This window comes from Rhizobium sp. NZLR11 (genome assembly GCF_019685115.1).
In the GTDB taxonomy this organism is placed as follows: domain Bacteria; phylum Pseudomonadota; class Alphaproteobacteria; order Rhizobiales; family Rhizobiaceae; genus Rhizobium.
The window spans coordinates 191,811-206,666 of record NZ_JABDWD010000009.1 but is presented as its reverse complement, the minus strand read 5'-3'; the positions used below and the strand labels follow the sequence as shown (position 1 = coordinate 206,666).

Below are 14,856 nucleotides of genomic sequence, written 5' to 3'. Positions count from 1 at the left end.
TATGAATGCCTGTGGCGCCTTTCCCCTTGCATTCACGGGGAAGCTGGCTAAAAAGCGCGGCTATCAGCGCATAACAGGCGGACCAAAATGAAGGTTTTCGCAGGCAATTCGAACCGGCAACTCGCCGAAGCGATCTGCACCTATCTCAACGTTCCCTTGGGGAGAGCCAGTGTTCGAAGGTTTGCCGATCAGGAAATCTTCGTGGAAATCCAGGAAAATGTGCGCGGCGAGGACGTTTTCCTCGTACAGCCCACCGCCTTCCCCGCTAATGACCACCTGATGGAACTGCTGATCATGATCGACGCGATGCGTCGTTCCTCAGCCCGTCGCATCACCGCAGTGCTTCCCTATTTCGGCTATGCGCGTCAGGACCGTCGTGCTTCAGGCCGCACACCGATCTCCGCCAAGTTGGTTGCAAACCTCATTACCGAAGCCGGCGCCGACCGCGTCATGACGCTCGATCTTCATGCCGGGCAGATCCAGGGCTTCTTCGATATCCCCACCGACAATCTCTTCGCCATGCCCGTGCTGACGCGCGACATCAAGAGCCATTATGACCTCAGCAACGTCATGGTCGTCTCGCCTGATGTCGGCGGCGTGGTTCGCGCCCGCGCGCTTGCCAAGCGGCTAGACTGTCTTCTGGCCATCGTCGACAAGCGTCGCGATCGGCCGGGTGACTCAGAAGTCATGAACATCATCGGCGACATCACCGGCAAGGACTGCCTGCTGATCGACGACATCGTCGATTCCGGCGGCACGCTCTGCAACGCAGCCGACGCGATGTTGGCCAAGGGCGCAGCCAGCGTCACCGCCTATATCACCCACGGCGTGCTTTCCGGCGGCGCGGTCACCCGCGTCGCGTCCTCAAAGCTTCGCGAACTCGTCATCACGGATTCGATCCAGCCGACCACGGCCGTGCTCTCGGCCCACAATATCCGCATCGTGACGACGGCGCCGCTGATCGGCGAAGCCATCAGCCGAACGGCCCAGGAAGAGTCTGTCTCTAGCCTTTTCGACTGAAATTCAGCTATCTGCCGGCACGGGGAAGCCGTCCGCAATGATATGCAGACGGCTTTTCTCAAATTGCGATGCTGCCGCAGCGGCTGAAAGCAGCCTTCTGCTGTGAATCGACGAGATTATCGATGAACCAGTTCGGATAGACCGGCGCCGGCTCGGTCGCCGCGTCAAGGGCTGCGAGTTCCCCTTCATCCAGCACCAGATCCGCCGCGCCGAGATTGTCGGCCAGTTGATGCGGCTTCGAAGCCCCGAGCAGCACGCTGGTGACCGCCTTCGTCGCCAGCAGCCAGGCGATCGCCACCTGCGCGACGCTCGTCCCGTGCGCCGTCGCGATCGCCCGCATGCGCTCGACCAGCGCAAAGCCCCGTTCCTTGTCGAAGGGTAGAATATCGAAACCGGAATAGCGGTTTTCCGGATCGCCGAGCGTTTCGCGAGTGTATTTGCCGGAGAGAAACCCCGAGGCGAGCGGGCTCCAGACGGTCAGCCCAAGACCGTAACGCTGTAGCATTGGAACCATGTCGCGCTCGACATCGCGGCCGAGCAGCGAGTAGTACATTTGTCCATGCGTGAAGGGGGCGAGCCCGTTGGCCTTCTGGATTTCGAGCGCCGCCGCCACCTTCCACGCCGACCAATTGGAAAAGCCGATATAACGCACCTTGCCGGAACGCACCACCGCATCGAGCGCCGAAAGTGTCTCCTCCAGTGGCGTGAACGGGTCTTCCTTATGGACGATATAGACGTCGATCCAGTCCGTTCCGAGCCGTTTCAGGCTCTGCTCGATCGACCAGAGGATGTGACGTCGGGAGAGCCCGGCCTGGCCGAGCAGCGTACCGGTGCGGAAGCCGACCTTGGTGGCGATTACCACCTCGTTGCGCCGCGCCTTCAGAACCTGGCCGAGGATCGTTTCCGACTGACCGGATGCGTAGGCGTCGGCCGTATCGAAGAAGTTGACGCCGGCATCAAGAGCCTGCCCGACCAGCGCATCGGCAACATCGGCATCGGTCTTGTAGATCGAACCGATGCTGCGATCGCCCGATGTGAAGGTCATCGCGCCAAAGGCTAGCCTGGAAACGGCAAGTCCGGTCCGGCCAAGGGTCGTATATCGCATGTCATCTCTCCATTCGTTGGATTGTCGTGATCGGCTGGAAAGACAATGCCAGAAAGGATTATTGCGAAAAATCCGCGAATTCGATAAGGCTTATGAAGCTCAACTTCATAATCGACCGATGGCGCCTGATCCCTTTACCGGACTGACCGAATTCCTGGCGGTCGCAGACGCCAGGAGCTTCACTGCTGCCGCCGCATCGCTCGGCGTCACACCAACCGCCGTCAGCCAGACGATTCGGGCGCTTGAGACGAGGCTCGGCCTGCCGCTCTTTGTCCGCACAACGCGGCGCGTCGCGCTGACTGAAGCAGGTGCGGCACTCTTTCAGCGCGTCCGTCCGGCTGCTGCCGACATCGCCGACGCCTTCGACATGCTTGGCGGCTTCCGCGACCGCCCGCTCGGCCATCTGCGCCTCACGGTGCCGCGCATGGCCGTGCCGCTGATCGTGACGCCGCTATTGCCGCGATTCCGCAAAGCCTATCCTGATATTTCAGTGGAGATCTCGGTCGACGATGCGGCGATCGACATCACCGAACGCGGCTTCGACGCCGGCATCCGCATCGGGGAGGCGATCGAAAAGGACATGATCGCCATGCGGCTGACATCCGATATCACCTGGACGGTCGTCGGCTCGCCCGACTATTTCGCCCGATGCGGCAGGCCGGAAACACCCGAGGATCTTACCCGCCATCAAGCGGTCCGCTACCGCTATCCGACATCGGGCGCCATCTATCGCTGGGAATTCGAGCGCACCGGGCGCGACTTCTCGGTCGATCCGCCCGGCGGTCTGATGGTCAACGATTTCTTGCTGCTGCTCCAGTTCGCCGAAGCCGGGCTCGGCCTTGTCTATTTGCCGGATATCTCGGTCAGCGAGGCGGTGGCGTCAGGGCGGCTCGAGCGTGTGCTCGACGCTTTTCTACCGACCTCGCCAGGCCTCTTCGCCTATTTTCCTGCCCGCTCGCAGACGCAGCCGAAGCTGCGCGCCTTTCTCGACATGGCGTCGACGCTGATGCGCCGCAAGGGATGATATCCCAGGCGGCGCGTCTGCTCTTCGAACGAAGACCCAATATCGGTCCGGTAGGATTACGGCTGCTGATCCGCTTCCTTGACCACCTGCCCGTTGACGGCGATCGCGCCGTCGCGGCTGATGCTGATATCCCAGCGCGAGCGTCCATCCGCATCGGTCTTGGCAAAGCCCTTCACCATCATGATGCCGAAGGAGACCTGATTGAGATCGGGATCGGTCTTGGCAAGCTCCTGGACCGCGGCGATCGTCTTGTCGAGATCGCGGGCAAGGATGGTCGCCTCCATCGAATAGTCCTTCTGGCTATCGACGCGTCCTTCGATCTTGCCGGTCATGTCGATATCGTAGACATCCGACTTGGCGCTGATCTTCGGAAATTCGACCGTAAGCTGGCCGTCGCGGAAGAGCTTCTTGCCCATCTCCTCGCCGCTCGTCTCCGGCGCCTTGTCGTTGAAATCCATCGCCATGAAGGCATCGCCAAAACTTGCGAAATCCAGGTTAGGAACCGCAAGCTGCAGATCGAAGCTGGTCGGCATGAAGGCCGAATAGCTTGCCGGCATCAACGGACTGTCGAGGCTGATGTCTTGCGCATTCATGCCGAAGCCGAAACGCATGGCGTCGCTCGGCCCATCCATGGCGACGTTATAGCCGAACGCCTTGACGCCGCCATTGCCCATCTGCGTGTTGACGGTCAGATTGTTGACCCCGATCGTCTCACTGAACGAGGTGAGAAGTGGGAAGGCCCCCTTGAGGATTCCCTTGATCTTGCCGCTGTTTTCGGGGCTCAACTCCTTCTCCTCGACATGATCGAGAATGAAGAAGACCATCTCGCGGATTTGCTTGACCGGCAGACCGTTCACCTTGGCCTCGACATCGATCGAGTCGGCCCGGATTTCAACGGGCGGCATTTGCGCGCCGGAAACCTGCTCGACGAAAGTCGACATCGAGCCGCTGCCCGTAAGATCGATACGCCCGTTGCCGCCTGCGCTGTCCGTCGAACTCAGCTTCTGGTCCATGCTGGCGATGCTGGCGCTGACTTCGTCGGTGTCGGATTTGCTGGTGAGCTTGATGTCCTTGGCCGTAGAGGTGCCGGAGCGCAGATAGCTGATCGCAGGGTCGAAGACACCAGCGTAAACAAGCGACGCGATGGAATAGGAGAAATCCGTCGGCTTCTCGTCCTTGCCCTTGAAATGGCCGGAGACGTTGAATTTGTTGTCACCCTCGATGTTCCAGAGGCCGCTATCGAGCGGTGTGGCAAACGTCGAGAACGGCGCCAGGCCGTTGATCGTGAACGTCGCCGGATCGACCTTGGTCAGCAGCTTCGCCAGATCGTAGATGATCTCGTAGCGCGTGCCGGCCGGATTGACGGTGACCAGGCCGCTCTTCGCCAATTCCTTCGGAAGCAGCTTCGTCAGGTTGCCCTTGAGCGCGTCGGCGCCGTCCTGGTTGATCTCGACGCTCTGCGCCGTAGTGACAAGGCAAAGTGCCAGCAAGCTCGTTGCCGTGACAAGTTTGAGACGCATAGTCCGATTTCTCCTCAGCCGCTTTTTGAATGCGGCATCCAAAGAGGTGAAGCGCGCCGATGTCAACCTCGACTGTGCCGGGAATGGCGATTTTGCCGCTTCCGGCACCGTCGATACCATCGCCTCGATGTCGAGTGCGGTTTCGGCTTGCCGAAGGGCGGATATCAGCGGAAAACACCCTCAATCCGCAACTTGCGTTTCCGAGCGACTTATAATATAGGCCACCGGTCCGCGTAGACACCCTTGGAGGCAATGCGGATGAGGTTGGGTCATACCCGCCTCCGGTTCGTCGGAGCAAGGCTTCTGCCAGCCGTCGAACTCTCCATATAACCTCGAAAGGAATAGCCATGAGCCAGGAAACTTACGAGCTCAAGGCCGAGGCGCGCGAACGGGTTGGTAAGGGGTCCGCCCGTGAACTTCGCCGCAACGGTTTAATTCCCGCTGTCATCTATGGTGACAAGCAGGCCCCCATTGCCATCGCTCTCAACACCAATGAGGTGACGAAGCGCATTCATGCCGGTGGTTTCATGACCACCGTGGCGACGATCGAAGTCGACGGCAAGACGTACAAGGTTCTGCCGAAGGACTACCAGCTCGATCCGGTCCGTGACTTCACGATGCATGTCGATTTTCTGCGCGTCTCCGGCAACACCCAGGTGACCGTCGAAATCCCCGTTCACTTCATCAATGAAGCGAAGTCCCCGGGCATCAAGGTCGGCGGCGTTCTGAACATCGTTCGCCATGAAGTCGAAGTTCATTGCCCGGCCGATGCGATCCCCGAATTCTTCAACGTTGACCTCAACGGCAAGAAGATCGGCGACAGCATCCATATTTCGGAAGTCACCCTGCCGAAGGGCGTCACCCCGGTCATCGACCGCGACTTCACGATCGCGACCATCATTGCCCCGGCCGGCGGCATTGACGAGACCGCTGCAGAAGGCGGAGCCGAAGCCTGATCGCTTCGACCAATTTGTAAAGCATATGGCCCGCTTTCCCCTGGAAAGCGGGCTTTTCATTGCCCGGCATAGGCCTCCGTTTCAGCAAATTTAATATATTCGTGAAAGCATGCCCCGTCAGCTGCGAAGAAGCCTGCCCGAACACGCAGCAGCAAATTTGGCCGGCCTGGGGAGTAGACGGAACCAATGAACAATTCCGTTGAGAACAGATTTTTTGCGATAGTTTGTGGAGCGCTGCTTGTCTTTGTCGCTCCCCTCTTTGTTCTCTTCCTTTTTCTTTCCTCGGAACGGGCCGACAAGGAAATACGCGATCATATTTCTGTTCTTCTTGTCGCCAATGCCCAGGCGCTGGCAAAGCCGCTCTGGGATCTCGACGAGGAGAGCGTCACCCAGATCAGCGCGACGGTCGTTTCGCAGGGTGCCATCGTCAAAGTCGAGGTGCGCGACCAGTCGGGCCAGCTCGACATCAGTCAGTCCACCATTCCGCGCTCCTTCGACGGCAAGCTCGTCCAGGTGTCGCGTGCCATCATCTACAACACCGTCGACGGTCCGAAGAACCTTGGCAGCATCAGCGTCTATTATCCGGCGCTCGGTCTGTTCTCCGGCCTGAAGCAGGAAGAGGTCGTCTTCATCTCGATCTTCATCTTCGCGGTGCTGACCGTTTTCGGCACCGCGCTGATCGGCAACCGTTTCTTCGTTATCCAGCCGCTGATGCGGCTGACGGCAGCCATCGAGGCCACCCGCCAGCTGGGCTCCCGCCATCATGTCGACTGGCAATCGAACGATGAAATGGGACGGCTTGCCCGCAGCTTCAACGAGATGCAGACCAAGCTTGAAAGCGAGGAGAAGGAGCTGAAGCTCGCCCACCGCCGCGCCACCGACATCTATAATCTGACGCCCGCCATGCTCTTCTCGCTCGACGAGGAAGACCGCATCACCGCCGTCAGCGATTACTGGCTGCTTGCCACAGGATATAACCGCGCCGCCGTCATCGGCCGCAACTTCGCCGATCTGGTCACATCAACCACCCGCGACAAGTTCCTCAAGCGCCGCCAGGCGGATAGCGGCATGACCGTCACCGTCAAGTTCGTCTGCCTGGATGGCCGCATCATGGACGTCCTCATCATGGAATCGGAGGCGGAAGCCGGCGTTCACGACCGCCTCTCGCTATCGGTCATGACCGATGTGACCGAACTCAAGGCCTCCGAAGATCGCAACCACCGCCAGGCGATCACCGACCATTTGACCGGGCTTCTCAATCGCCAGGGCTTCGAAGCCGTCCTCGACAACAAGATCGCCGCCGCCGACGCGGCAGGCCAGGAACTCGCCTGCCTCTTCGTCGATCTCGATCGCTTCAAATGGATCAACGACAATATGGGCCATGCCGCCGGCGACATGGCGCTGATCGAGCTTGTCGAGCGTCTGAAGACCTATCTTGCCCCCTCCGATGAGGCGGCCCGTCTCGGCGGCGACGAATTTGCCATCCTGCTGCCGGCGAAGGACGCCGAAAAACGCGCCAAGGTGATGTGCGAGCAGATCGCCTCGATCTTCGAAACGCCGTTCGCCCCCGACATGCATCTGAGCGCTTCCGTCGGCATCGCCATCTATCCGCACCATGCCGCAACCGCGGCCGAACTGCTGCAGAAATCCGACCTGGCGATGTATGCCAAGAAACGCGACGGCAAGAATGGCGCGCAGCTCTTCGACAACGCGATGCTCGACCGGGCCCGCAGCCGCGCCGAGATCGAGGCCAATATCGAAGCCGGCCTCGTCGACAACTGGTTCGAGGCCTTCCTGCAGCCGATCGTCAATCTGAACGGTCGCGGTATTGCCGGTTTCGAAGCGCTGATGCGCCTCAACCATCCGCACAAGGGCTTGATGCCGCCGGCCGAGATCATCAGCGTCGCCGAAGAGACGGCAAAGATCGTCCGCGTCGGCAACGTCATCATGGAAAAGGCGATCTGCAATCTCGCGAAAATCTCCCGCATATCAGGCATGCAGGATACCTATCTCGCCATCAACTTCTCGCCGCTGCAGTTCGAGCCGGCGCTGCCGGCCCGCCTCGCTGCCATCGTCGGTCGCCATGGCATCCGCCCCGAGCGAATCGTCGTCGAGATCACCGAAGCCGTTTTGATGCACGACAACCCGCAGATCCGTATGATCGTCACCGAGCTTCGCCGCTTCGGCTGCCGCATCGCGCTTGACGATTTCGGCACCGGTTATTCGTCGCTGAGCTACCTCAACCGCTTCCCTGTCGACATCATCAAGATCGATCAGTCCTTCACCCGCGCCATCAACGACGGTGATGACGACGTGCGCCAGAAGAGCCGCATGCTGATCGAAGGCATTACCACGCTCTCCCACAAGATGAACTGCACCGTCATCGCCGAGGGCATCGAGACCGAAGAGGAATGCCGCACGCTTCACCAGATGGGGCTTGATTATGGCCAGGGCTACCTCTTCCATCGTCCACAGCATGCAGCCATGCTGATCGAGCAACTGATAGCCTCGGAATCGGCCGTCGCACGCGCCTCATGAAGGAGATGATACGATGAAAAAGCTCCTGCTTCTCGCATGCCTGGCGCTGCCCGGCGCTGCCCATGCGCAAACGGTGACTTTCACCACCGAGGATTATGCCCCCTTCAACTATCGCGAAGGCAAGGAGATCAAGGGCGCGACCGTCGAGCAGGTCGAAAAGTTGATGGCCGCGATCGGCGTTGACTACACAATCGAGGTCATGCCGTGGGCGCGCGCCTTCGGCCTTGCCCGCACGGCGCCGATGACCTGTGTGTTCGCCACCGCCCACAATGGCGCCCGCGACCCGTTGTTCAAATGGGTCGAGCCGCTGCTGATCGATCGCAACATCCTGATCACCCGCAAGGGTTCGGGCGTCACCGCCAATAATCTGGACGAGGCGAAGAAATACACGATCGGCACCCAACGCGAGGATTATACCGAGACGATCCTGAAGGAGAAGGGTTTCACCAAGCTCGATGTCGCCAGCGACTTCAACGCGACGCTACGCAAGCTGCTCGGCGGACGCATCGACATGATGCCGATCTCCGAACTCTATTTCGAAAAGCTGAAGGCCGACCAGCCGGTGGAAATGGTGACCGTACTCTCCGCCCAGCCGATGAGCATCGCCTGCGAGAAAAGCTTTCCGGACGATCTGCTCGCCAGGATGCAGGCTGCCCTCGACAAGCTGATCGCCGATGGCGACCAGAAGCAGATCTTCCTGAAATACGGCATGAACCTGTCGGAGTGATTCTGCTCAACTGGCTCATGCCCTTTCCGCTTGACTTTGCCATCGTTTCGCGGTGGTGAACGTCGGGACGTTCTAGCGAAGAAAGACAGGCCATGCTGATCATCGCGGGTCTCGGCAATCCCGGCAGCAAATACGCCGGCAACCGGCACAATATCGGCTTCATGGCCGTCGACGCCATTCAGCGGCGCCACAGCTTCTCGCACTGGTCGAAGAAGTTCAGGGCCGAAATCGCCGAAGGCGAAGTCGGCGGCGAGAAGGTGCTGCTGATCAAGCCGCAGACCTTTATGAATCTTTCCGGTGAGGCCGTCGGCGAGGCGATGCGCTTCTACAAACTCGAGCCCGCCGACCTTGTGGCGATCTACGACGAACTCGACCTTCCCCCCGGTAAGGCGCGGCTGAAGACCGGCGGCGGCCATGGCGGCCACAACGGCATCAAGTCGCTCGACGCCCATTGCGGCAGGGAATACCGGCGGCTGCGCCTCGGCATCGGCCATCCCGGCGTCAAGGACATGGTGCAGAACCACGTGCTCGGCGATTTCGCCAAGGCCGACAAGGCCTGGCTGGAGCCGCTTCTCGACACGCTTGCCGACAATGCCGACATGCTGGTGCGAAACGAGGATTCGCAGCTGATGAACAAGATCGCGCTGGCGCTCGGCGGCAAGGCCGAGGAGGAAAAGCCGCGGAAGGCGAACAAGACGACCGAAAAGAAGCCGGCCGGCCAGTCGCATATCCACCAGGCCCGCAATCACAATCAGCCGAAGCTCCTGACCACTGGTCCGATGGCCGATATTCTGAAGAAGATGTTCGGCAACAAGGGAGAATGAGACTGGTGCCGGAGCGGAATGTCGCCATCCGCGCCGCCGTTGCAAGCGATCTACCGGGACTGACCCTCCTCTATCGGCATTTGAACCCGGCCGATCCGGTTCTCGACAAAGCCATGGCCGAAGAACGCTTCTCCGCCATCCTCGCTCAGCCCGGAATGACTGTTTTCATCGGCTTTGCCGGCGATCTCGCCGCTGCCACCGCCACCCTGATCGTCGTGCCGAATCTGACGCGGAACGGCGCCTCCTATGCGCTGATCGAAAACGTCGTCACCCATGCCGGTCACCGCCAGTGCGGTTATGCCGGCAGCGTCATCGGCCATGCGGTGACTGAGGCCTGGAAGGCCGGCTGTTACAAGGTGATGCTGCTCACCGGCTCGACCAACCCGGCAACGCATCGCTTCTACGAAAACTGCGGCTTCGTGCGAGGTAAGACCGGCTTTCAGATCCGCCGGCCCTGAATCCGAACTTATTCCTCCGGCTCCGTCGTGAACATCAACGGAAAGCCCATTTCCTTCGCAAGGTCTATGCCCTCCTTGGCCTTGGTCTCGGCAATATCCCTGGCGCAGACCACGACCACGCAGGAGCCGAGCTTGTGCGCGGTCATCATCACCCGGTAGCCAGTCTCCTCGCTCATACGGAAGACTGACTTCAGGATCATAATGACCAATTCGCGCGGGGTATAATCGTCATTGACGAGAATGACTTTGTAGAGCTTCGGCTTGTCCAGCTTCAGCTTCACCTTGGTCTTCGGCTTAAGGGCTATGTCATTGTCACTCATCGGAAAAATCCACCCGTTGACATGGGTCAGGAAATGTCAAGACCATTGAATCATTGTCGATGACGAGTTTTCGACAGGCCGTCGCCGCAATTCCCAGTTTGAATGCAGCAGCGCCAGTCTGGCATCGAGAGGGTCAATTGGGTGACCGGCATACTGACGACATCCGCCGAGCGTCGAAATCCCCGTCGCCATCAAGAATAGGTCAGCACCGATCCATCGGCAAGTGAGCAAGGTAAAAGCTCTCTAAGACTTGACCACATTGCTCCTTTATCCCATAGGCACCAGCAACGAATTTAAGAACAGCAGGTATTCGCCATGGGTTTCAAATGCGGCATCGTCGGTCTGCCGAACGTCGGCAAATCAACCCTCTTCAACGCGCTCACCAAGACGGCCGCGGCACAGGCGGCGAACTATCCCTTCTGCACTATCGAGCCGAACACTGGTGAAGTCGCCGTGCCCGATCCGCGCATGCGCAAGCTTGCCGACATCGCCAAGTCGAAGGAGCTGATCCCGACCCGGATCTCCTTCGTCGACATCGCCGGCCTAGTGCGCGGCGCCTCGAAGGGTGAAGGTCTCGGCAACCAGTTCCTCGCCAATATCCGCGAAGTCGATGCCATCGTCCATGTGCTGCGCTGCTTCGAAGACAGCGACATCACCCATGTCGAAGGCCGCATCAATCCTGTCGCCGATGCTGAGACCATCGAGACCGAGTTGATGCTCGCCGACCTCGAAAGCCTGGAGCGCCGGACAGAGCAGACGCGCAAGCGCGCCACCGGCAAGGACAAGGAGTCGATGGCGATGCTGCCGATCATGGAAGCGTCGCTGAAGCTGCTCAACGAAGGCCAGCCGGTGCGCACGCTGCTGTCGACGCTCGATGCCGAGGAAATCGCAATCCTCAAGAGCCTCAACCTTTTGACCTCGCATCCCGTGCTCTACGTCTGCAACGTCGCCGAGGCCGAGGCTTCGACCGGCAACGAATTCACCGAGGCCGTCGCCGTCATGGCTCGCGAACAGGGTGCCGAAACCGTCGTCATCTCGGCGGCGATCGAGGCTGAGGTCGCTCAGCTTCCCGAGGATGAGGCCAAGGAATTCCTCTCCGCCCTCGACCTTGACGAGGCCGGCCTCGACCGGCTGATCCGCGCCGGTTACAAGCTGCTCCACCTCATCACCTATTTCACCGTCGGCCCGAAGGAAACGCGTGCCTGGACGATCGAGCGCGGCACCAAGGCGCCGCAGGCCGCCGGCGTCATCCATTCGGATTTCGAGCGCGGCTTCATCCGCGCCAACACCATCGCCTATGACGACTACATCAAATTCAACGGCGAAGTCGGCGCCAAGGATGCCGGCAAGGCGCGTGACGAAGGCAAGGAATACGTCGTCCAGGACGGCGACGTCATCCACTTCCGCTTCAACACCTAAGTGAAAACGCTGCCGCCTTAGCCTTAACCCGGCGGCAGTCGGTTTGCGATTGCCGGCGGCAGTGCACGCAGCACCAGCCGCCGAAGTGGCATCCAACCGGTGCCGATGATTAATACGATTGCGCCGACGACAATCAGCGTCGAGAAGATATAGGTGTCGGCTGTGGCGCTTCCCTGCCGGAAGACGCTGAAGATCGCCACGCCGAGCGACAGAAGCCCTGATGTCACGAAGGCGCGCCGGTCGATGATGAGACCGATCAGCATCAGCGCCGTCACCGTCGCAACGACTGCAGGTGTCCGCGCCGACATGTTCGCGACGTCGAAGATATGGACGTCTCCCCCGAACGACAGCAGGGAAACCGTGCTGTAGAGCAGCGCCGGCGCGGCGCCGAGATGCAGCCAGAAAGCGATGTCGGAACGCGTCGTCCGTCGCAGCCGGTCGCCGAGATCGAAATAGAGCGCCATGGCAAACAGTCCGAGCGCGCAGATAAGGGCAAGCAGCGCCAACGCGACGGGATGATCGAGGAAAAACGCAGGATTGCTGCTCGCCCATTGCACCAGCCGCAAAAGCAGAGTGAGGACGAAAGCAAGCACCGACATGATGCAGAGCGCAAGCGACAGCGGCACGCGATACCGGACATAATAAGCGCCGAGGATGATCGGGAAGCCGGCGACGAACTGCGTCGCCTCCGCTCCGAAAGATTGGGAGGTCGGCGTCCACGGCGGGAAGAAACGGGACATCAGCAGGCATGTCCAGCAGAACAGCGCGATCGTCAGGCTGACGGCCGGCAGGGCAAGCCGCTGGCGGTTCACCAGGATTTCCGAAAGCACGATGATGGCAGGCAGCACGGCATAAAGTGCGGCAAGCCCCCAGAGGCCGCAAAGCGCCACGATAACGCCGATGGTGATCAGCACGTCGTGGAAGCCGCGCACGAAACGCGGCGTCTCTGTGTCCGACCATGCCTGCCCCTGCGCCGCCACGGCCGGCCGCCCCTCGGCAACGCCGATGGCGTGCCCGACGACGGCGACGCCGCGCTCGCTCAGAAATGGCAAAAGCCGCCCGCCCGCCTCCGGCGAAATCAGCCCTTCGCGCGCTGCCTCGTCGAGTATCGACCTTAGTTCAGTCATGCCGGTTTATCTCCCCGGAATCATTGAGCCCGCGCGGATGCTATTGTAAGCACTAGAGCAAGACGCCGAAAAGTGTAAGCGGTTTTCTTATGACATCATGCTCTAACTCTTTAATTTAGAACAGGAATCAGATTTTAGGCCGACCTGCCTAAAACATCCTGTTCTAGGCGCTGCATATGGCGGAGGTACGAATGACGGCAGAAAAGCTTTCCCTAGAGGATTTCCAGCCCGGCCGCCGCTTCGCCCTCGGTCCAAAGCTGGTGTTGGCCGAGGAAATCATCGAGTTTGCGCGGGAATTCGATCAGCAGCCCATGCATCTCGACGAGGCTGCCGGCCGCGCCAGCATTCTAGGCGGGCTCGCGGCCTCCGGCTGGCATACCTCTTCGATGCTCATGCGCATGATGGCCGACAGCTATATCCTGAACGCGCTCTGCGAGGGTGCGCCGGGCATAGACCTGATGGAATGGCGCAAGCCGGTGCTGGCAGGCGACACGCTGCAAGGCCACTCGACCGTGCTCGAAGCCCGGCCGATGCGCTCGCGCTCCGGAATGGGCATCGTCAAGTTCCGTCACGAGATGGAAAACCAGCGCGGCGAACTCGTTTGTCTCTCGGAGAATTCGGTCATGATCCGAATGCACCCCGGCCTCACTGACATCAGCATCAGCCCGGAGACATCAGCATGAGAATGTCCGAGCTTTGCGCCGTCGGCGAGAAGGCCGAGATCGGCAGCTACACCTTCACCGAGGAAAACATCATCCGCTTCGCGACGCGCTTCGATCCGCAGCGTTTTCACGTCGACAAGGAAGCAGCCAAGGATACCCTCTTCGGCGGCCTTTGCGCTTCGGGATGGCACACCACCGCCGCCTGGATGCGGACCTTCCTCGCCTTCTGGAAAAGCCAGAGCGTCGCCCTCGCACAAAGAGGCATGACGGCTCCGAACCTCGGCCCTTCACCCGGCTTCCAGAAACTGCAATGGCTGCGGCCGATCTTCCCAGGCGACGTCGTGACCTATTCCGTCACCCTCCTTTCCAGCCGGCCGCTCGCGTCGCGGCCGGGCTGGCACCTCAACACCATCCTCTGCGAGGGCGCCAATCAGAACGGCGATCCCGTAATGCGCTTCGAAAGCGGCGTCTTGGAATTCGACTGACGCCGCGTGCGGAATGCCGGGTCAGTGGCCGGAGAATTCGACCAGGGTGTGAACGACGACGCCGAGCTCTTCCAGCTTCTTGCGACCCCCAAGGTCCGGCAGGTCGATAACGAAGCAGGCGCCGACCACTTCCGCGCCGATCTGGCGCAGCAGCTTCGTGGCACCCACCGCCGTGCCGCCGGTTGCAATCAGGTCGTCGACCAGGATCACCTTCTCGCCGGGCTGCACCGCATCGCGGTGCATCTCCATCTCGTCGACGCCATATTCCAGGCTGTAGGCAATGCGCACGGTCTCGTGCGGCAGCTTGCCCTTTTTGCGGATCGGCACGAAGCCGGAGGAAAGCTGATGCGCCACCGCACCGCCGAGAATGAAGCCGCGCGCCTCCATGCCGGCAATCTTGTCGATTTTCGTGCCTGCATAGGGCTGCACGAGTTCGTCGACCGCCCGGCGGAAAGCGCGGGGGTTGCCGAGCAGCGTGGTGATGTCCCGAAAGATGATGCCGGGCTTGGGGTAGTCGTGGATGGAGCGGATGCTGGCGGCCAGCTCCGAAGTCATATTCTTGTCCATCGAAAGTCCATATCTGCGAGCGAAATTCGCCGCACCCTATCAATTGCCAGGGGCGGAACCAACAAAAAAGGCGGCTCGCAAGCCGCCTCTAAGATTCCGGCAAG

15 protein-coding genes are annotated in these 14,856 nt (G+C 60.5%); 10 read left to right on the top strand and 5 right to left on the bottom strand.

What is annotated here, in order from left to right:
• Positions 1-87: 87 nt before the first annotated feature.
• Positions 88-1,020, top strand: coding sequence for a ribose-phosphate pyrophosphokinase (locus HJB83_RS17890; RefSeq protein WP_207581280.1), 933 nt, complete (start codon positions 88-90; stop codon positions 1,018-1,020).
• A gap of 58 nt (positions 1,021-1,078) precedes the next feature.
• Here the strand turns inward: HJB83_RS17890 and HJB83_RS17885 are convergent, their stop codons facing one another.
• The gene (locus HJB83_RS17885) at positions 1,079-2,125 is read right to left on the bottom strand and encodes an aldo/keto reductase (RefSeq protein ID WP_221159573.1); all 1,047 of its coding nucleotides are present in this window, start codon (positions 2,123-2,125) and stop codon (positions 1,079-1,081) included.
• Positions 2,126-2,243: 118 nt separating this feature from the next.
• Between HJB83_RS17885 and HJB83_RS17880 the strand changes: the two genes are divergently transcribed.
• Positions 2,244-3,149: a LysR family transcriptional regulator gene (locus tag HJB83_RS17880; protein ID WP_207581282.1), complete on the top strand. Its 906-nt coding sequence runs from the start codon at positions 2,244-2,246 to the stop codon at positions 3,147-3,149.
• A 56-nt stretch (positions 3,150-3,205) separates the two neighbouring features.
• Here the strand turns inward: HJB83_RS17880 and HJB83_RS17875 are convergent, their stop codons facing one another.
• On the bottom strand, positions 3,206-4,669 hold the full coding sequence (locus HJB83_RS17875; protein WP_221115857.1) for a hypothetical protein: 1,464 nt from the start codon (positions 4,667-4,669) through the stop codon (positions 3,206-3,208).
• Between the two features lie 347 nt (positions 4,670-5,016).
• Between HJB83_RS17875 and HJB83_RS17870 the strand changes: the two genes are divergently transcribed.
• The 5 genes from HJB83_RS17870 to HJB83_RS17850 all read left to right on the top strand — a co-directional run bounded on the left by HJB83_RS17870 (position 5,017) and on the right by HJB83_RS17850 (position 10,172).
• Positions 5,017-5,625, top strand: coding sequence for a 50S ribosomal protein L25/general stress protein Ctc (locus tag HJB83_RS17870; RefSeq protein ID WP_164013558.1), 609 nt, complete (start codon positions 5,017-5,019; stop codon positions 5,623-5,625).
• Between the two features lie 186 nt (positions 5,626-5,811).
• Positions 5,812-8,163 (top strand): EAL domain-containing protein, encoded by a 2,352-nt coding sequence (locus HJB83_RS17865; protein WP_207581285.1) that lies wholly within the window; start codon positions 5,812-5,814, stop codon positions 8,161-8,163.
• A 13-nt stretch (positions 8,164-8,176) separates the two neighbouring features.
• Entirely contained in the window at positions 8,177-8,890 is a 714-nt protein-coding gene (locus HJB83_RS17860) for an ABC transporter substrate-binding protein (RefSeq protein ID WP_207581286.1), read from the top strand.
• Between the two features lie 92 nt (positions 8,891-8,982).
• On the top strand, positions 8,983-9,714 hold the full coding sequence (pth, locus tag HJB83_RS17855; protein ID WP_221115858.1) for an aminoacyl-tRNA hydrolase: 732 nt from the start codon (positions 8,983-8,985) through the stop codon (positions 9,712-9,714).
• A complete protein-coding gene (locus HJB83_RS17850) occupies positions 9,711-10,172 on the top strand; it encodes a GNAT family N-acetyltransferase (RefSeq protein WP_207581288.1) in 462 nt (153 codons plus the stop codon). Before pth ends, HJB83_RS17850 begins: the two co-directional genes overlap by 4 nt.
• 8 nt (positions 10,173-10,180) lie before the next feature.
• Here HJB83_RS17850 and clpS read toward each other — a convergent pair whose 3' ends face one another.
• Positions 10,181-10,492 carry an ATP-dependent Clp protease adapter ClpS gene (gene clpS / locus HJB83_RS17845; RefSeq protein WP_207581289.1) on the bottom strand — a complete coding sequence of 104 codons (312 nt, stop codon included), beginning with the start codon at positions 10,490-10,492 and terminating at the stop codon, positions 10,181-10,183.
• Between the two features lie 315 nt (positions 10,493-10,807).
• Between clpS and ychF the strand changes: the two genes are divergently transcribed.
• A complete protein-coding gene (gene ychF / locus HJB83_RS17840) occupies positions 10,808-11,911 on the top strand; it encodes a redox-regulated ATPase YchF (protein ID WP_207581290.1) in 1,104 nt (367 codons plus the stop codon).
• Positions 11,912-11,934: 23 nt separating this feature from the next.
• Here ychF and HJB83_RS17835 read toward each other — a convergent pair whose 3' ends face one another.
• Positions 11,935-13,038, bottom strand: coding sequence for a hypothetical protein (locus HJB83_RS17835; protein WP_207581291.1), 1,104 nt, complete (start codon positions 13,036-13,038; stop codon positions 11,935-11,937).
• A 191-nt stretch (positions 13,039-13,229) separates the two neighbouring features.
• Between HJB83_RS17835 and HJB83_RS17830 the strand changes: the two genes are divergently transcribed.
• Entirely contained in the window at positions 13,230-13,721 is a 492-nt protein-coding gene (locus HJB83_RS17830; protein ID WP_207581292.1) for a MaoC family dehydratase, read from the top strand.
• On the top strand, positions 13,718-14,185 hold the full coding sequence (locus HJB83_RS17825) for a MaoC family dehydratase (RefSeq protein WP_207581293.1): 468 nt from the start codon (positions 13,718-13,720) through the stop codon (positions 14,183-14,185). Before HJB83_RS17830 ends, HJB83_RS17825 begins: the two co-directional genes overlap by 4 nt.
• Before the next feature lie 21 nt (positions 14,186-14,206).
• Here HJB83_RS17825 and HJB83_RS17820 read toward each other — a convergent pair whose 3' ends face one another.
• On the bottom strand, positions 14,207-14,752 hold the full coding sequence (locus HJB83_RS17820) for an adenine phosphoribosyltransferase (protein ID WP_207581294.1): 546 nt from the start codon (positions 14,750-14,752) through the stop codon (positions 14,207-14,209).
• Positions 14,753-14,856: the final 104 nt, after the last annotated feature.